Below are 18388 nucleotides of genomic sequence, written 5' to 3' on the forward strand. Positions count from 1 at the left end.
TGCGTCCACGAGCCGGATCATCCAGAACCAGCCAGCGGACTGCGCCCACCCACCCCCGAGAGCAGGGCAGCGATCGTCGGGGGCTCAGGCCCGTGGCCACCCCGCCCTGCCCCGGTACCGGGGCCTCAGCTCGAGGTAGGTCATGAGAAGAAAACTCGCTGCCTTCGGCGCCGTCCTGCTCGCGGTCGCCGGTTCCGTACTGCTCTCCGTCGGGCCGGCGGAAGCCGCCGTCGGCCTGCACATCAGCGGCCGGAACATCGTCGAGGCGAACGGCCAGACGTTCGTCATGCGCGGCGTCAACCACCCGCACGTCTGGTTCACCGGCCAGACCAGGGCGTTCGCCGACATCAAGGCGCTCGGCGCCAACACCGTGCGCGTCGTACTCGGCAGTGGCAAGCGGTGGGGTCCGTCCACCGATGTCGCCGCGGTGATCTCACTGTGCAAGCAGAACCGGCTGATCTGCGTACTGGAGGTGCACGACACCACCGGCTACGGCGAGGAGGGGGCGGCCGCCTCACTCGACGAGGCGGTCGACTACTGGATCAGCCAGAAGAGCGCACTTGTCGGTCAGGAGAACTTCGTCGTCATCAACATCGGCAACGAGCCGATCGGCAACACCAACGCCGGGCAGTGGACCGCCGCCACCACCTCGGCCATCGCCAGGATGCGCAGCAACGGCTTCCAGCACCTGCTGATGGTCGACGGGCCGAACTGGGGCCAGGACTGGCAGTACGTCATGCGGGACAACGCACAGACGATCCTGGACGCCGACACCCAGCGCAACACCGTACTGTCGATCCACATGTACGCGGTGTTCAACACCGCCGCGAGCATCACGGACTACCTGAACCGATTCCAGGCCAACGGCTGGCCGCTGGTGATCGGTGAGTTCGGCTGGCGGTTCAACTCCGGCGAGGTGGACCACGAGACGATCCTCGCCGAGGCGAACGCACGTGGTCTGGGCTACCTCGGTTGGTCGTGGAGCGGCAACACCGATCCGATCCTCGACATGGCCGCCAACTTCGACCCGAACCAGCTCACCACCTGGGGTGAGCGGATCTTCAACGGTGCCAACGGGATCAGGGCGACCGCCCGGCAGGCCAGCGTCTACAACAGCGTGACGCCGGGCCCGACCACCCCGCCGGTCACGCCGACGACCACCCCACCGGTGAACCCCACCACCACCCCGCCGGGCGGAAGCGGCGCCTGCACCGCCACCTACGCCGTCACCGGCCAGTGGGGCGGCGGATTCCAGGGTGAGGTGCGGGTGACCGCCGGTAGCAGGACGGTCAACGGCTGGACGGTGACCTGGACCTTCGGCAACGGCCAGCGCGTCTCACAGGCGTGGAACGCGACAGTGACCACCAGTGGGTCGAACGTGACGGCCCGGAACATGAGCTACAACGGCAGCCTCGCCGCCGGGGCGAGCACCACCTTCGGGTTCCTCGGCTCCTGGACCGGCACCAACAGCGCGCCGACGCTGGCCTGCGCCGCGAGCTGAGCCACCGGCCGGTACGGCAGGACGATCCCGGCCCTGCCGTACCGGCCTTCGCAGCCGGTCCGCTACCGGTGCGCCTGTGCCCGCCCGCCGGCCGCCGGATAGACCCGGGTCTCGGTCGCCTTGACCGCCGCCCAGAGCGGCTGCCCGGGAGCGAGTCGCAGTTGCGTGGCGGCGGCCGGGGTGATGTCGGCGGCGACCTGGATCGGCCCGGCCAGTTGGATCCGCAGGTTGTCGCCGTGGCGTTGGATCGCCGAGATGGTGCCCTGCCAGACGTTGCGAGGGCTGCCGTCGGGGCGGCCGGAGTAGAGGGCGACCGCGGAGGGCGGGAACGCGACGAAGACCTCCCCGCGCGGGTGGTCGGTGGTGGTGAGCGAGAAACCGTCGCTGATCCGTACGGCGTCACCGTCGGCGACGCCGCGATAGAGGTTGAGCCCGACCAGCCGGGCGACGTAGTCGGTGCGGGGCTGCCCGGTGACCGTGGCGGCGTCGCCCTCCTGGACGACCCGGCCCTCCTCGACGATGACGAGCCGGTCGGCGAGGACGAGGGCGTCGAGCGGGTCGTGCGTGACCAGCAGGGTGGCACCGGGATGGGCGCCGAGGTGGCGTTGCAGTTCGGTACGGGTGTCGAGGCGGGTCCGGGCGTCGAGCGCGGCCAGCGGCTCGTCGAGGAGCAGCAGTGCCGGGTCGACGGCGAGGGCCCGGGCCAGGGCCACGCGCTGGGCCTGGCCGCCGGAGAGCTGCCGTGGTTTGTGCCGGGCAAGTCCGGCCAGGCCCATCCGGTCGAGCCACTCGGCGGCGTGTCGCCGGGCCTGCCTGCGGTCGATGCCGTGCCGGCGCGGCCCGAAGGCGACGTTGTCCAGGGCGGTGAGGTGCGGAAAGAGCAGGTAGTCCTGGAAGACCACCCCGATCGACCGCCGCTCGGGTGGCGTCCAGCGGCCCCGGTCGGGCCGGTCCAGGTCCCGACCGTCGAGGGTGATGCGCCCGCCGGTCAGCGGGAGCAGGCCGGCCAGCGCCCGCAGTGCGGTGGTCTTGCCGGCGCCGTTCGGGCCGAGGAGTGCGACCACCTCACCGGGGCTGATCCGCAGCGCGACGTCGAGCCGGAAGGACCCCCGGTCGACTACCAGGTGCGCGTCGAGCAGCGGCACGCCGGTCTCGGCGTCGGCCCGGGTCACCGAGACGGCCGTCATGGGCTGGTGATCCAGCGGTCCCGCAGGCCGGCCAGGATGGCCACCGAGACGGTGAGCAGCAGCAGACTCAGCACGATCGCCGCCTCCAGGTCGGTCTCCAGCGCCAGATAGACGGCGAGCGGCATGGTCTGGGTCCGGCCCGGGAAGTTGCCGGCGAAGGTGATCGTGGCGCCGAACTCGCCGAGCGCCCGCGCCCAGCACAGTACCGCCCCGGCGGCGATGCCCGGAGCCACCAGCGGCAGCGTGACGTGGGTGAAGGTGGTCCACCGACCGGCGCCGAGGGTGGCCGCCGCCTCCTCGTAGCGGGTGTCGGCGCCGCGCAGCGCCCCCTCGACGGCGATGACCAGGAACGGCATCGCGACGAACGCCTCGGCGAGGACCACCCCGGCGGTGCTGAACGGCAGGGTTATCCCGAAGCTGCTGTCGAGCCACTCGCCGAGCAGTCCCCGACGGCCGAAGACCAGCAGCAGGGCGACGCCGCCCACCACCGGCGGCAGCACCAGCGGCACGGTGACGAGCGCGCGTACGACCCGGCGGCCGGGGAACTCGACCCGGGCGAGCAGCCAGGCCAGCGGTACGCCGAACAGCAGGCAGAGCAGGGTGGCGAGGGTGGCGGTCTGTAGCGACAGCCGGAGCGCGGTCACCACCCCCGGTTCGGTGAGCCGGTGCGGGAGGGTGCTCCACGGTGCGCGTAACAGTAGACCGATCAGGGGCAGCACCAGGAAGAGCAGGCCGAGCGCGGCCGGCAGCAGCAGTGCCACCGGCACCCGGCCGGTGCGCCGGCGCCGCCGCGCCACCGCACTCCTTCCGGCCGGGGGCGCCGAGGGCGCGTCATCGAGGAGGGACACCGGTTACGGTGCCTGGAATCCGGCGGCGGCGAGTACGCCCCGGCCGGCGTCGGAGAGCACGTACCCGACGAACGCCTGCCCGGCCGCCTTGTTGGGCGCGTCCCTGAGCACCACGATCGGATAGTCGTTCATGGCTCCGGCCGACTCGGGGAACTCGATCCCGTCGACGTCCTCGGCGGCGGCCCTGGCGTCGGTCCGGTAGACAAGCGCCGCGTCGACCTCGCCGAGCCGCAGCTTCGACAGCGCCGCCTTCACGTCCTGCTCCAGGGTGACCGGCGTGACCTTCACCCCTGCTCCGGCCAGTGCCTGCTGCGCTGCCGCTCCGCACGGCACCTGCTCGGCGCAGAGCGCCACCTTGACGCCCGCCCCGGTCAGGTCGGCCAGCCCGGTCACCCCGTCGGGGTTGCCCTTCGGCACGGCGATCACGAGCTGGTTCCGGGCGAAGGTGGTCGGGGCGCCGTCGGCGTCACCGGCGTCGGTGACGGTCCTCATGTTGGCCGCCGACGCGGAGGCGAAGACGTCTGCCGGTGCGCCCTGGCCGATCTGGTTGGCCAGCGCGGAGCTGCCGGCGAAGCTGAAGCTGACCCGTACGCCCGGGTTGGCCGCCTCGAAGTCACGGCCCAGTCTGGTGAACGACTCGGTCAGCGACGCCGCCGCGAGGACGGTGAGGGTGCCGGTGACCTGGCTGCCGTTGCCCGACGACGGCGCTGCGGAGCCTTCGTCACCGTCGCCACAGCCGGCGAGCGTCAGCACCGCCAGTGCGGTGAGCGTGGCCAGGCCGGCGCGGAATCGCGTCGCTCTCACTGACCGGTCCTTCCTCGGCCGCTGACGGCAGTCGTCGGTTTCTCCACCACGACAGTTGTCGACTTGATCACCGCCACCGCGACCGACCCGACCTCCAGGCCGAGGTCCTCGACGGCCTCGCGGCTCATCAGCGACACCAGCCGGAACGGGCCCGCCTGGATGTCCACCTGGGCCATCACCGTGTCCTTGACCACGGCGGTGACGATGCCGCGCAGGCGGTTGCGTGCCGAGGAGTCCTCGGTGCGCTCGTCCGGCTCGGCCGCCTGAGCCCGCACGAATGCGGCAAGCGTCTTCCCGTCGATCAGGCGGTGCCCGTACTCGTCGCGGAGCGCGGGCAGGCGGCCGGCATCGATCCAGCGCCGCACCGTGTCGACGCTGACCCCGAGCAGTTCTGCCGCCTCGCCGATCCGGAACCTCGTCGTCACCCGGTCAGGGTACGCTCCAGCATCTGCTGGGTAAAGCCGCGTCGCTATGCCGCATTTGCGAGGCTCAACAGCCGGATCGGCTTGCATCCGCTCGAGACCTGGGAGTGGCGGGCGAGCTTCGCCACGTACCGGAATGGTGAGGTCGGCCGGCGAGCGGGCCCCGGCCGATGTCGCCGCCGGTGCCGTGACGTCGGTGGCGGCGCCAGCGGTCCGTTCTATGTGGATCTGTGCTGGCTCGGCCGCGCTCCTTGCCCACATCCTGCCCGATTGCTCATCCACAGTAGTCAGACGAACACGATCCATTGATCGTGACGGGTCGATCGATCTAGGATGGCTTTCGCAGCGGCGTGGGAGCGCTCCCGAGTGGCTCGCGACTGCACCGACAACGGAATACACACGGGGGAGGACGTCCATGCACGTCGGCAGAGCGGTGATGGCTGCCGCCATCTCGTTGACGGTGACGCTCGGCGGCGGCAGCGCCGCCTGGGCGGACCCGGCGGAACCATCCGGCCGGGCCGCGGTCGTCGCCCGGACGCCCTTGCCGGACGACTGGAGGTTGCGAGCGACCGCGACCGGCTTCGAACTCAGTTGGCACCCGGCCCAGCCGGTCCGGACCGGGGGCGCGGCGATCGGGTTCTACGCCGGTGACCGGCTGCTCGGCCGTCCCGGGGCAACGAGCGACCAGCGCGGTTTCCACCTTTCCATCGACGACGTCACCGCCCGCGACCTGACCGGACTACAGGTACGGGCCGGCGGGCGGCGCCTCGACGCGCCGGTCGACTCCGGTGACGCGAGCCGGAGCGAGGAGACGCCGACGTTCACGGCCGCCCAACTGCCGCCGAACCCGGTCGACCCCGGCGTACCCGGCCCGTACTCCACGATCAGTGGCGAGTACGCGCTGCCGGACGTGCAGTTGCCGGGCTTCGCCGTACCGGTGGAGATGCGCGGCTACGTGGTGGCGCCGCAGGGAACGTCGGGCCAGCGACCGCTGGTGCTGATCCTGCACGGCCGGCACCCCACCTGCTACCAGGGCACCGCCGAGCCGACAACGGTCTGGCCCTGCCCGAGCGGTTGGAACTCGCTGCCCAGCTACCGGGGGTACGAGCGGATCCAGCAGGTGCTGGCCTCACAGGGATACGTCACAGTCTCCATCTCGGCCAACTCCGTCAACGCCCAGGACGGCCTCGGCCTGCCACCGCAGGACGCCGGCGCGCAGGCCCGCTCCTCGCTGGTCCGGCTGCACCTGGGCCGCTGGGCGGACTGGGCCGGCACGGGCCGCCCCAGCGCACCTGCCGTGGTGCGTTCGGCCCCGGTGCCGAACATGTCCAGCGTGCTGCTGGTCGGGCACTCCCGAGGTGGCGAGGGTGTCAGCCGGGCCGCCGTGGACAGCCTCACCCTGCCACCCGCCGGCCAGGACGGCTACACCGGTACGGTGCGCTGGCAGATCCGCGGGCTGGCGCTTATCGCCCCGTCGATCTACAGCCACAACCCGGCTCCGGACGTACCGTCGGTGACCATCCTGCCGAGCTGCGACGGTGACCTCACCGACCTGCAAGGGCAGCTCTACGCTGACGCCACCCGTGGGGTGGGGCGCGGCTACGCCCTGCACGGCGTCGTCTACGCCATCGGCGCCAACCACAACTACTTCAACACCGAGTGGACTCCCGGGCTCTCCGTCGCGATGTCCTGGGACGACTACCCCAGCCAGAACGACCCGGTCTGCCGGACGGCGTCGACGATGCGGCTGACGCCGCAACAGCAGCAGAACGTCGGCGCCACCTACGTCGCCGCCGCGGCGGCCACCTTCGTCGCCGGCAACGACCAGGTACGCCCGCTGCTCGACGGATCCGGCGTCCGGGCACCCTCGACCGACCCGGCGACCGTGCTCAGTCACGCGGTCGGCGGCAACCGGACCCGTCTGCTGGTCCCCGACGCCGCCACAGTGATCACCAGCCCCGCCGGACGGCTCTGTGAGCAGATCACCCCGCTGAGCACACCCACCGGGTGCCGCAACTCCAACTCCCCGCACTTCGCCTCCTTCGACCCGGTCGTTCCGGAGGCGGGCCGGTACGCGATCGAGGTGGACTGGCGGGCACCGGGCACACCGGTCGGCCTCCGCCCGCCGACGGCGGTCTCGCTCTCCGACGCGGAGCAGGTGGCGTTGCGGGTCGGGGTTCCGTCCGGCTCGCCGGGTACCCAGTTCGACGTCGCCGTCACCGACTCGGCTGGCCGGCAGGCCACGCTGGGCACCACCACCCTCGACCCGCTGCCGGCGCCCACCCAGTCGTCCGACGACTGGGCGCAGGAGGTACGGATGCCGCTGACCAACGCCAGGGCGGCCGGGCTGAACCTCGGCCAGATCACCACCCTGGTGCTGGTGCCGCGCGCAGGTGAGACGTGGGCCAGGATCTGGTTCATCGACGCCTGGGGCTGGCGACCCGGTACCCCCGCACCGCAGCCGGTCTCGCTGCCCCGGGTCGACCTGGGAGAGCGGACGGTCCAGGAGGGCAACTCGGGGACTGTCACCTACCAGCTGCCGGCGCAGGTCTCCGGCAGCGGTACCGGACAGGTGCGGGTCTTCGTGGTGGACCCGGCGACCGGGTTCGCCAGCGCCAGCGTGGTGAACGTGACGCCGGGCAGCACCACCATCGCCATCCCGATCGCGGTGACCGGCAACACCCAGCCCGGGGACGGCCGGCGCTACATCGTCGCGGTCAAGGCCGTGCAGGGCGTTTCGGTTGGTGACGCCTACGGCATGCTCACCGTCCAGGACGACGACGCGTGAGCTGATCCACAGGTGAACCGCCGGAGGAATCCTGGGTTGTCAGGGGTACCTCCGGCGGTTTCCCGCTCCGCCGATCGGGCGGGACCGCTCGGTTGGCCGTACCCGGGCGCGCGGCCTGGCGCTGCGGGTGGCGGTGCACGACGGACGCTCGTGGGCGTCAGCGGGCGACGAGCGCCCGGATCGCATCGCTGATCTCCCCGGGTGCCTCCTCCGCCATGAAGTGCCCGGCCGAGGTGGTCTGGTGCACCAGGTCCGGAGCCCAGGCCCGCCACAGCGCGGCGGCGTCGTAGCCGAGCGCGGCCCCCCAGTCCTGCTGGACCACCGTGACCGGCATACCGAGCCGGCGCCCGGCCGCCCGGTCCGCCTCGTCGTGCGCGACGTCGATCCCCGCCGAGGCGCGGTAGTCGGCGACGATGGAGGGCACCGCCTCCCGGGACGCCCGCAGGTACTCGGCCCGCACCTCGGCCGGGATCGCCTGCGGGTCACCGGCCCAGCCGTCGAGGAAGTGGCCGAAGAAAGCATCCGGGCTGGCGGAGATCATCTGTTCCGGCAGGCCCGGCGGCTGCGCCATCAGATAGAGGTGGAAGGCGACCGCCGCGCCGACGCCGTGCAGGACGTCCCACATGTCGAGGGTCGGTAGCACGTCGAGCGCGGCGAGGTGCGAGATCGCCTCCGGGTGGTCGAGACCGGCCCGGACGGCGACCAGGGCGCCCCGGTCGTGACCGGCGAGCGCGAAGCGCGGGTGGCCGAGCTCCCGGGCCAGGGTGACGATGTCGGCGGCCATGGTCCGCTTCGCGTACGTCTCGGCGCCGTGCTCGGCGGGCTTGTCGCTGGCGCCGTACCCGCGCAGGTCGGGGCAGATCACGGTGTGCTCGGCCGCGAGGTCGGTGGCGACGTGCCGCCACATCAGGTGGGTCTGCGGAAAGCCGTGCAGCAGCACGACCGGGCTGCCCGAGCCGCCCACCGCCACGGAGAGCGTGACGTCGTCGTCGACCCTGACGCGCCGGTGGTCGAAGCCGGGAATGGTCACAGCCATGGTGGATCCTCTCCTGATCGGTCCTGCCCGCCGGTGGGCAGCCCGTCCAGCCTGCCGAGCCCCGATGAGCAACGGATGAGCAACCGGGAGCGCGCTACGTTGGTCGCCTCGGCATGGAAGGGTGGATGGGTGCAGGTCACCTTCGGGGTGCTCGGACCGGTTGTGGCCTGGGACGGCAACGGTGCGCCAATCGACCTGAAAGGGCCGAAACACCGCGCCGTGCTGGCCCGGCTCGTCGTGGCACGCGGCCGGGTCGTCCCGGTCGACCGGCTCGTCAACGACCTGTGGGCGGAGCCGCCGCCGGGTGCGGTGAGCGCGGTCCGGACCTTCGTGGCGGCGCTGCGGCGCGGGCTGGAGCCGGCCCGGGCACCGCGCGACCCGGCCCGGCTGCTGGTCACCGAGGGCCCGGGTTACGCGCTGCGGGCCGCGCCGGACGGGGTCGACGCCTGGCGCTTCGAGGAGGCCGTGGCTGCCACCTCCGCCGGGCCGCCCGAACCGTCCCTCGACCGCCTCGACCGGGCGCTGGGCTGGTGGCGCGGTCCCGCCTACGCCGGCTTCGACGACGAGCAGTGGGCCCGTTCGGAGCGCAGTCGACTCGAACAGCTTCGGCTGCACGCCGTCGAGTCGCGGGCCGAGGCGTTGCTGGCACTCGGTCGGGCCGCGCAGGTCGTCGCGGAACTCGACGGCCATGTGGCCGAGCACCCCTGGCGGGAGGAAGCCTGGCGGTTGCTGGCCCTGGCCCTCTACCGCACCGACCGGCAGGGGGACGCGCTGGCCGTGCTGCGCCGGGCCCGCACACTCCTGCTCGACCAGCTCGGCGTCGACCCGGGGCCACGACTGCGCCGGCTGGAGACCGACATCCTCCGCCAGGAGACCGACATCCTCCGTCAAGTTGAGCCGGTCGAGCCCGGGGATGCTTCCTCGACCGCCGACCGGGTCTGGGCGGAGACCGCCGCGGCATACGACCGGACGGTGGCCTCCGGTGCCCGGGCCCGACTCGAATCGACTGTCGGTCTGCTCCGCAGCCTCGCGGTGGCCGGTGGGGGCGGGCTCGAAGCCGCCCGGGAACAGCGGTTCGCGGCCATCGCCGCCGCCGAGCAGCTCGGCGACCCGGAACTGACCGCGCGGGTGATCGGCGGGTACGACGTACCGGCGATCTGGACCCGCTCCGACGACCCGGAACAGGCCGCACTGATCGTGGCGGCTGCCGAACGTACCCTGGCCGCCCTGCACCCCGACTCGTCCGCCGCCACCCGGGCCCGGCTGCTGGCCACGATCGCCGTCGAGTCGCGCGGCACCCGCGCGACGCGCGGGTCCGAGGCGGCCCGGGAGGCGGAGCGGATCGCCCGCCGGCTGGGTGACCCGGCGCTGCTGGCCTTCGCCCTCAACGGTGTGTTCATGCAGGGCTTCCGGCGTGCGGGACTGGCCCCGGAGCGCGACGAGGTCGGTGCGGAACTCGTCGCGCTCGCCGCCCGGAACGGGTTGCCGACGTTCGAGGTGCTCGGCCACCTGATCCGGCTCCAGGCGCGCAGCGCGCTCGGGGACTTCACTGTCGCGGACCGGCATGCCGCCGCCGCTGACCGGGTCGCCGAGCGGCACGAACGACCGCTGGTCGCCGTCTTCACCCGGTGGTACGGGGCGCTGCGGCTGGCCGCGACCGGGGCGCCGTTCGCCGAGGCGGAGGTCGCCTACCGGGCCGCAGCGGCACAGCTCGGTGGGACCGGCATGCCCGGAGTCGAGCGGGGACTCCTGCCACTCGCCCTGCTCTGCCTGCGGGTCTGGCACGACCGACCGGCCGACGTCGACGAGTCGACCGACTGGGGCCCGTACGCCCCCTGGGCCCGACCGCTCGTCCTGCTGGCGCGAGACCGCCGGGACGAGGCTGCCGTGGCGTTGCGCCGTACCCCGGATCCGCCGCACGACCTGCTCTTCGAGGCTCTCTGGTGCCTCACCGGTCGAGCCGCGATCGCGCTGGGCGACCGGGTGGTGGTGGAACGCGCCCACGCCGAACTCGCCCCGGCGGCAGCCGAGCTGGCCGGTGCCGGCAGCGGGATGCTCACCGCCGGCCCGGTCGCCTGGCACCTCGACCGGCTCGCCACCGCCCTCGACGGCACCGCCACCTGACCACCGGACTGCCACCTGTCCCCAGTGAGACCGACCGCCCAGTGAATTCGGCTGCCCCGGTGGGGTCGGCTGCCCCGGTGGGTCGGCTGGTCCGGCAGGTGGCTGGCTTGGTGGCGTCGGCTGGTGCGGCGGGGTCCTGGATGGAGAGTCTGATGCCGAGGGGACGACCTCCTCTAGAGTCGTCTGCCATGACCGCCCTGGAGGCATCGCTCGCCGCCCCCGCACCCACCGCCGTCGCAGCGGCGGTACCCCCACCGGAGCCGCACCGGAGCAGCCCACGTCCGCTGGGCCTGGTCGGCTGGCCGCGGGTGGTCCGTACCCTGATGATGATGGCGGGCGCGGCCACAGCGGTCGGGATCGCCTTCTCGAACCCGGACCGGCAGGTGCCGGAGTTTCGCAACCAGTGGCTCCTCTGGACGGCGGTCGCCGGACTGCTCGGTGCGCTGAGCGGGTCGACGATCGGGTCCGGGGTGGCCCGCTGGCACGACCTGCAACGGATCCAGCCGGTGCCGGTACGCCGGGTCGTCCCGTCGGTGCTGGCCTTCCTGGTACTGGTGACCGGCAGCGTCGTCACCGCGCACGCGATCATCGGCAGCGGGCTCACCTGGCGGGCGGTGGCCTTCGTCTCCATCGTGGTCCTCGGGGCGCTGCCGGCCGGGGCGACGCTGGCCGGCGTCAGGGTCGTCTCGATGCGCGGTCTCACCGGTACTCCCGGCGAGCAGTTGGCCGCACTGATGCGACTGCGCCGGATGCTGGCCCGGCTGTTGCAGATGATGGGCTCGTTGCTACTGCTGATGGTGCTTGTCTGCGCGGCGGCGGTCGGGTGGGGAAGCTCGGAGCAGATTCCCCAGTCGACCGCGTTCGTCATCGGTGCGGCAGGCTCGATCCTGATCGCCCTGATGCACGTGCCGGCGGCCACCCTGCTGCGGCGGCGCTGTCAGGTGTACATCGACGAGTTCTCCGAAATCGCGCACGTGCCGAAGGCGGAGTTGATCACCGCAGCCGAGGACCGCATCAAACTGGAGGAGATCCTCGGCGTCAACCGCACCACGATCAGCGAGTTGCAGTCCGGGCTGGTGATCGTCGGACCGCTCGTCGCCACCACGATCGCGGCGGTCATCCCCAAGATCTGACTCCGCCGGGCGGTCGCCGGTCCGGTCCGTCGTTCCGGGTGATGAGGACGAGATCGCCGGGGCGAGCCGGTCCCCGGCGAGCGGGGTGCAGGGCTACCGCGAGCGGGTGGCCTTCCGGGCCGGCGGCTTCGTCGCCGTACCCGTGCGGGTGCGCTTCGCCGCGGTGCTCCGCGCCGCCGTGGCTTTCCTGGCGGTGGTCTTCCTCGCGGTCGCCTTGTTCCCGGTGGTCTTCTTCCCGGTGGCCTTCTTCGCGGTGGCCTTGGTCCCGGTGGCCTTCTTCGCCGGTACCCGCTTCGACGGCGCGACCCGCTTGGCGGGAGTGGTGGCCTTCCCAGCCGTCCGCCCTGTGCGTCCCGGCCGCTTCGCCGGGGTCTTCGCCGCGGTGGCCCCGGTGGCCCGCCGGGTGGCGGTGGCGACCTTCTTCGCCCGCGCGGTACTCCTGCCTGGCGCCTTCTTCGCGCCGGTGGCCTTACGAGCGGCGGCGGGTCTCGTGGGGGTACGCGTGCTGCCCCCACGACCGTGCGCCGGTCGACGCGGTTCGGTGACGGTGGATCGGATCGGGCCTGCCCGTCGTGAGTCGGCCATCTCGGCTCCTCCTCGTCCGGCTCTTCTCCTCGGCACGGCACCGGGATTCCACCCCGGGCACACCCGGGACGGCGGCGTCCGGACATCGGGCCAGGCACCGACTGGCGGCCGACCGACGACTCCACCGGTGACCCCCGCCCGGCGGACCTGTCGGTCCCGCAACGGCGATCGTCCGACGGGGCACTTCCCGTCCGGAGCGGGTGTCTCCCCCCGGCGCGGCCCGCTAAACGTGCTCCGGCCGCTCCGGCCACATCTCGGCCACGCCGCGACCCGCCAGCGCCGGCCTCGTGATGGGAAGGGCGCTCGGCCGAGGATTCCCCGGGCCGAGCGCCCCACCGACCACACACCGCCGCGCCGGTCGATCCGTTCCACCGGCGGCGACCCGTGAGCCGCGCCGGAACTCCGGACCGACCTCGCTCAGAAGACCGGTACGCCCTCCCGGACCAGTCGCCAGTTCGGCTCGAAGAAGTCGGCCGGATCAATGCTGCCCTTGGCCTGTGCCCAGTCGATCAGCAGTTGGCGAATCTCCCGCTGCTCGTTGTAGATCTGCGGCTTGACGATGCCGGGGAAGTTGCCGCCGCCGCTGCGCCGGTAGTTGTTCACGGCGATCACGAACTGGTCGGTATCCGCGACAGGTGCTCCGCCGCCCGGGTGGGTCAACCTGGTGATCCGCTGGCCCACCGGCCTGCTGATGTCGATGTCGTAGTCGACCCCGGAGACGGTGTCGTAGTTGTAGTCCGGCACGCTCGGGTCGCTGATCTGCGCGGGGTCGACCGGAGCACCCGGCCCGAGGGTGCGGAAGTACTTCGCCGAGTACTCGAGGTAGGCGCGGAGTTCGGCGCCGTTGACGAGTACGGCCTCCAGGGTGTTGTCGTAGATGTAGAGCCCGGCCACGTCCTTGATCCGTACGTCCCCGGCGGGGAAGATCGCGGTACGGCTGAACGGCGCGGCGATCGACAGTACCGGCAGGCTGGCGTACGGGCCGTTGGCCAGTGCGGCGACGACGGTGTCGGTCTGCACCTTGTTGATGTAGTCGAGGATCGGGGTGTCCCGGTATCGGGACTCGGCAGCCGACAGTTCTACCGCCGAGGTCGCCACCACCTGGTTGACGTACGCGACGGTCTTGGCGTGCTGCCGGCGTACCGCCGCGAGCACCAACGGGTCTTCGGGCACGGTGTTGCTGTTCAGCATCGTGGCCCGCTTGCCGGTGATCCGCCAACGGTTGCGGTCCCGTTCCAGGGTGAAGTCCATCCGGGTCAGCCGCTGGCCCCACTTCGACGGCTCCGACATCAGCACCCGTTCGCTGGTCCGGATGTTGGTGACGAACCGCTCGACCACCTCGGCGTGGGCATGCCCGAAGAGGATGGCGTCGATCCCGGGTACCTGCTCGGCGATCATCGCGCAGGGGTTCTCGTTCGGCAACTCGGGCCCGTAGCTCGACGTACCGCTGTCGCCGCCGTGCGCGGAGATCAGCACGATGTCGGCGCCGCGCTGGCGCATCACCGGTACCCACTTCGCGGCGGTCGCGACCATGTCCTCGAAGCGGAGCCTGCCCTCGACGTGCCCCCGGTCCCAGATCGCGGTGCCGGGGTTGGTCAGGCCGAGGATGCCGACCCGCAGCGTCGGTGCACCGCGCCCGAGCGACACCTTCTTGATCAGGTACGGCGTGAAGGCCGGCTTGCCGGTGCGTTCGTTGACGGCGTTGGCGGCCAGGGCGGGAAAGCCGAGCTGCCTGATCCACCTGTCCAGCAGTGGCAGCCCGTAGTTGAACTCGTGGTTGCCGAGCGTCACCGCGTCGTAGTCGAGAATGTTCATCGCCCGGGCCATCGGGTGCGTCTCACCGGTCTCGGTGATCGGCTCCTGCTTGGCGTAGTACGTCGCCAGCGACGTGCCCTGGATGGTGTCACCGGCGTCGAGTACCAGGGTCGCCCTGCCCCGCCGCTCGGCCCGGATCTGCTTGACCAGGCTCGCCAGCTTCGCCACGCCGACGTCGTTGTGCGCGCTGTCGTCGTATTCGGCGTCTCGGTAGTAGTCCCAGTTGTAGACGTTGCCGTGGGTGTCCGAGGTGCCCAGCACGGTCAGGTCGTAGGTCTTCGGCCTGGTCTGCGGGTGTGCCTGTGCCGGTGCGGCCCCGACGAGCGGTGCTGCCGCCGCTGCCGCGGCGACGGCGAGCACCTGGCGTCGTGAAGGGCCGGAAAGAGGGGTCATGCCGAGCCTTTCCTAGACATCGGACCCCGCGCGACCTGAGCGGCCCGGGTGTGCGCCTGACGCTCATCCCCGGGGCCTGACGGATCACTGGGGGAGGTCGAGCAAGGTCCACCGGGGTGCGCCGGGTAGGCGCGCCGACGGCACCATAACCACCGGTCGCGGGTCACGCCAGCCGAGTCACCAATCGACGACCACCCGTCATCCCCGCTCTGACCGGCGTACGGCATGATCATCACACTTGATCATCTGGGCCCGCTCCGTAGGATTCGGACGGCGGTACCACCAGGGCGGGGGAGAGGCATGAGCCTGCGTGACGATGCGGCGGAGATCCAGGCCGAACTGGTCGGGCTGCGCCGGGAACTGCACCAGATTCCGGAGGAGGGCCTGCATCTTCCGCGTACCCAGCAACGGGTGCTGGCCGCCCTCGAACCCCTGCCGCTGGAGATCGGCACCGGGGCCGGGCTCTCCTCGATCACCGCCGTGCTGCGGGGCGGGCGGCCCGGTCCGGCGGTGCTGCTCAGAGGCGACATGGACGCCCTGCCGATCACCGAGAGCAGCGGTGTCGACTACAGCTCCCGGCACGACGGGGTGATGCACGCCTGCGGGCACGACCTGCACACCGCCGGCCTGGTCGGTGCCGCCCGGCTGCTCGCCGCCCGCCGCGACGAACTCGCCGGTGACGTGGTCTTCATGTTCCAGCCCGGCGAGGAGGGCTACAACGGCGCCGGGCACATGATCGACGAGGGCGTACTGACCGCCGCCGGTCGCCCGGTCGAGGCCGCGTACGGCCTGCACGTGCTCTCGTCCATCCTGGACCGGGGAGTCTTCTCCTCCCGCCCCGGCCCGCTGATGGCCGGCTCGGCGGGACTCTTCGTCACCGTCGTCGGGGCGGGCGGGCACGGCTCCCGGCCACACGTGACCCTGGATCCGGTGCCGGCGGCCTGCGAGATGGTCACCGCGTTGCAGACGATGGTCACCCGTCGGTTCGACGCGTTCGAGCCGGTGGTGCTCACCGTCGGCACCTTCCACGCCGGCACCCGGCGCAACGTCATCCCGGACGAGGCGACCTTCGAGGCGACGGTACGGGCCTTCGACCCGACCGTGCACGTCGAGCTGGGCAGGTACGCCGTCCAACTGTGCGAGCAGATCGCGGCGGCGCACGGCCTGCGCGCCGAGGTGCGGTACGAGCCGGAGTACCCGGTCACGGTCAACGACCCGGACCAGCACGACTTCGCCGCCTCGACGGTACGGGAGCTGTTCGGCGCCGAGCGCTTCGTCGACATGCGCCACCCGTTGACCGGCTCCGAGGACTTCTCCCGGGTACTCGAGCAGGTGCCCGGTGCCTTCGTCTTCCTCGGTGCCTGCGCCACCGACGACCCGGTGACGGCGCCGAGCAACCACTCGCCCCGGGCCGTCTACGACGACAGCGTGCTCGCCGACGGAGCCGCGCTGCTCGCCGAGCTGGCCTACCGGCGGCTGGGACCGCCAGCCGACCGCCCGGCCCCCGGCCCCGCCTGACCGGCCGCTCGCAGCCACGCCAACCCCTCAGGCGGCCGTCACTCCCTCGGACGGCCGTCACCACCTCATTCGGTGGCCACCGCCCCAACCAAGCCGCGACCGGCGCAACCCTACAACCTATCTTCCTAGGAAGCCGTAGAGGTTGAGCTGGCCGTCACGGCACAGACGAGTGCCACGACGTACCACAAAGGAACGATCAGGACGGTCGCGGCCGGGACAGTGCCGCCGGGCGAGGGAGGTCGTCCGGCGTGAACGTCCGAAGTGGACGTTCCGGTGTCGCCGTTCGGCAGTCGGTCGGTCCTGCCTCCAGTTGCCAATGCGCGGCCGAGGGCATATCAAGGACGCAACCTGACCGTGGAGGGGCAATGAAGCTCACCAAGAGGGCAACGGCCCGGATGGCGGTGGCCGGCGTCGTGGCCGTCACCCTGGCCGCCACGTCGGCGCCGACCAGCGCCACCCCGGCCGCCGCCGGCCACTTCGGCGAACCACCCAAGACACCGACCGCGCACGGGTACGGCGGTGCCGTCTCCACGGTCGACCCGACCGCGACCGCCGTCGGCCTGGACGTACTGCGTCGCGGCGGCAACGCGGTCGACGCGGCGGTGGCGGCGGCTGCCACGCTGGGCGTGACCGAGCCGTTCTCGGCCGGCGTCGGGGGTGGCGGCTTCTTCGTCTACTACGACGCGCGTACCCGACGGGTGCACACGATCGACGGTCGGGAGTCGGCACCTGCCGCCATCCGCCCGGACTCCTTCGTGGACCCGGCCACCGGCACCGCGTACCCCTTCCAGCAGGCCCGGGTCAGTGGCCTCTCGGTCGGCGTACCCGGGACGCTCATGACCTGGCACGAGGCGTTGCGCAGGTGGGGGAGCCGGCCGCTGTCGGCGGCGCTCGCCCCGGCGGCCGGGGTTGCCGAGCGGGGCTTCGTGGTCGACTCGACGTTCCGGCAGCAGGTGGCCGACAACGCGGCGGCGTTCGCCCAGTTCGACGCCACCCGGAAGCTCTACCTGCCGGGTGGCCAGCCACCGGCAGTCAATTCCGTGCAGCGCAACCGGGACCTGGCCGAGACCTACCGGCAGATCGCCCGGCGGGGCATCGACGTCTTCTACACCGGCCCGATCGGTGCGGATCTCGTCGAGGCGGTACGCCGCCCGCCGGTCGCAGCCGACCCCGCCGTGCCGTGGCAGTACCCGATCGAACCCGGCGGGATGACCCGGGCCGACCTCGCCCGCTACGAGCTGCGCTTCCCCGCGCCGACCCGGTCGGACTACCGGGGTTACCAGGTGTACGGCATGTCGACGCCGTCCAGCGGCGGTGTCGCGGTCGGCGAGGCGCTGAACATCCTGGAGCGCTTCGACCTGTCCAGGATGACTGTCACCGAGGCGCTGCACCATTACCTGGAGGCGAGCGCCCTGGCCTACGCCGACCGGAACCGGTACGTCGCCGACGGCACCTCGCGGCGGATCCTCGACGAACTGCTCAGTGACCGGTACGCGGCCGAGCGCGCCTGCCGGCTCGACCCCGACCGGGCCGCACCGAAGCCGGTGGCGCCCGGCGAACCCGACGGCAGGTACGGCGACTGCGCGACCGGCACGGCGGCTGCCGAGGGCAACCCCGGGCAGAGCACCACGAACCTGACGGTGGCCGACCGGTGGGGCAACGTCGTCGAGTACACCCTGACGATCGAACAGACCGGCGGGAACGCCATGGTGGTGCCCGGACGTGGATTCCTGCTCAACAACGAGCTGACCGACTTCACGTTCGCGCAGACCCCGGGTGCCGCACCCGACCCGAACCTGCCGGCGCCGAACAAGCGGCCCCGCAGTTCGATGTCGCCGACGATCGTGCTCGACGATGACGGCCGTCCGTTCTTGGCGCTCGGCACCCCCGGCGGAGCCACCATCATCACCACCGTGTTGCAGATGCTCGTCAACCGGATCGATCTCGGGATGTCCCTGCCGGAGGCGATGGCGGCGCCCCGGGCGTCCCAGCGCAACAGCGCCGCGCCACAGGCGGAACCGGCCTTCGCCAGCGCCCACGGCGCCGCACTCGCCGCGCTCGGCCATCCGCCGTTCACGGGTACCGCCGAACTCGGCGCGGCCACCGCGATCGAGTTCACCGGTCGGCACGGTCTGGTGGCGTCGGCGGAACCGGTACGCCGTGGCGGCGGGGCGGCCGGAGTCGTCCGGCCCGGTCGCTGACCCGGACCCCGACCGTACGCGACCCGCTCGGCC

At 72.1% G+C, this 18388-nt stretch carries 13 protein-coding genes; 7 read left to right on the forward strand and 6 right to left on the reverse strand.

Features of this window, described 5'->3' with window-relative positions:
* Window positions 1-142: 142 nt before the first annotated feature.
* Window positions 143-1501 (forward strand): cellulase family glycosylhydrolase, encoded by a 1359-nt coding sequence (locus CLT71_RS03820; RefSeq protein WP_101365875.1) that lies wholly within the window; start codon window positions 143-145, stop codon window positions 1499-1501.
* Between the two features lie 62 nt (window positions 1502-1563).
* On the opposite strand, the gene CLT71_RS03825 is transcribed toward CLT71_RS03820, so the two are convergent.
* Genes CLT71_RS03825 through CLT71_RS03840 form a run of 4 tightly spaced genes read right to left on the reverse strand, consistent with a single transcriptional unit; the run spans window position 1564 to window position 4765 of the window.
* A complete protein-coding gene (locus tag CLT71_RS03825) occupies window positions 1564-2688 on the reverse strand; it encodes an ABC transporter ATP-binding protein (protein WP_199187497.1) in 1125 nt (374 codons plus the stop codon).
* On the reverse strand, window positions 2685-3485 hold the full coding sequence (locus CLT71_RS03830; protein WP_101365876.1) for an ABC transporter permease: 801 nt from the start codon (window positions 3483-3485) through the stop codon (window positions 2685-2687). The genes CLT71_RS03825 and CLT71_RS03830 overlap by 4 nt, the downstream gene beginning before the upstream one ends.
* A gap of 54 nt (window positions 3486-3539) precedes the next feature.
* A complete protein-coding gene (gene modA / locus CLT71_RS03835; RefSeq protein ID WP_486483037.1) occupies window positions 3540-4340 on the reverse strand; it encodes a type 2 periplasmic-binding domain-containing protein in 801 nt (266 codons plus the stop codon).
* Window positions 4337-4765 carry a helix-turn-helix transcriptional regulator gene (locus CLT71_RS03840; protein ID WP_486483038.1) on the reverse strand — a complete coding sequence of 143 codons (429 nt, stop codon included), beginning with the start codon at window positions 4763-4765 and terminating at the stop codon, window positions 4337-4339. Before CLT71_RS03840 ends, modA begins: the two co-directional genes overlap by 4 nt.
* 412 nt (window positions 4766-5177) lie before the next feature.
* Between CLT71_RS03840 and CLT71_RS03845 the strand changes: the two genes are divergently transcribed.
* Window positions 5178-7550, forward strand: coding sequence for a hypothetical protein (locus tag CLT71_RS03845; RefSeq protein WP_101365878.1), 2373 nt, complete (start codon window positions 5178-5180; stop codon window positions 7548-7550).
* A 157-nt stretch (window positions 7551-7707) separates the two neighbouring features.
* Here the strand turns inward: CLT71_RS03845 and CLT71_RS03850 are convergent, their stop codons facing one another.
* On the reverse strand, window positions 7708-8586 hold the full coding sequence (locus CLT71_RS03850) for an alpha/beta fold hydrolase (protein ID WP_101365879.1): 879 nt from the start codon (window positions 8584-8586) through the stop codon (window positions 7708-7710).
* 75 nt (window positions 8587-8661) lie between these two features.
* On the opposite strand from CLT71_RS03850, the gene CLT71_RS03855 reads away from it, so the two are divergent.
* From CLT71_RS03855 to CLT71_RS03865, 3 genes are all read left to right on the forward strand, one after another.
* The gene (locus CLT71_RS03855; protein WP_486483039.1) at window positions 8662-10710 is read left to right on the forward strand and encodes an AfsR/SARP family transcriptional regulator; all 2049 of its coding nucleotides are present in this window, start codon (window positions 8662-8664) and stop codon (window positions 10708-10710) included.
* A gap of 188 nt (window positions 10711-10898) precedes the next feature.
* Window positions 10899-11843 carry a hypothetical protein gene (locus CLT71_RS03860; RefSeq protein ID WP_101365880.1) on the forward strand — a complete coding sequence of 315 codons (945 nt, stop codon included), beginning with the start codon at window positions 10899-10901 and terminating at the stop codon, window positions 11841-11843.
* An 85-nt stretch (window positions 11844-11928) separates the two neighbouring features.
* Entirely contained in the window at window positions 11929-12816 is an 888-nt protein-coding gene (locus tag CLT71_RS03865) for a hypothetical protein (RefSeq protein WP_101365881.1), read from the forward strand.
* A 29-nt stretch (window positions 12817-12845) separates the two neighbouring features.
* Here CLT71_RS03865 and CLT71_RS03870 read toward each other — a convergent pair whose 3' ends face one another.
* On the reverse strand, window positions 12846-14636 hold the full coding sequence (locus CLT71_RS03870) for a 5'-nucleotidase C-terminal domain-containing protein (protein WP_101365882.1): 1791 nt from the start codon (window positions 14634-14636) through the stop codon (window positions 12846-12848).
* Window positions 14637-14936: 300 nt separating this feature from the next.
* On the opposite strand from CLT71_RS03870, the gene CLT71_RS03875 reads away from it, so the two are divergent.
* Window positions 14937-16154: a M20 family metallopeptidase gene (locus CLT71_RS03875; RefSeq protein WP_101365883.1), complete on the forward strand. Its 1218-nt coding sequence runs from the start codon at window positions 14937-14939 to the stop codon at window positions 16152-16154.
* Between the two features lie 365 nt (window positions 16155-16519).
* Window positions 16520-18355 (forward strand): gamma-glutamyltransferase family protein, encoded by a 1836-nt coding sequence (gene ggt / locus CLT71_RS03880; RefSeq protein ID WP_486483040.1) that lies wholly within the window; start codon window positions 16520-16522, stop codon window positions 18353-18355.
* The last annotated feature ends 33 nt before the right edge of the window (window positions 18356-18388 follow it).

The organism is Plantactinospora sp. CNZ320 (assembly GCF_002846275.1).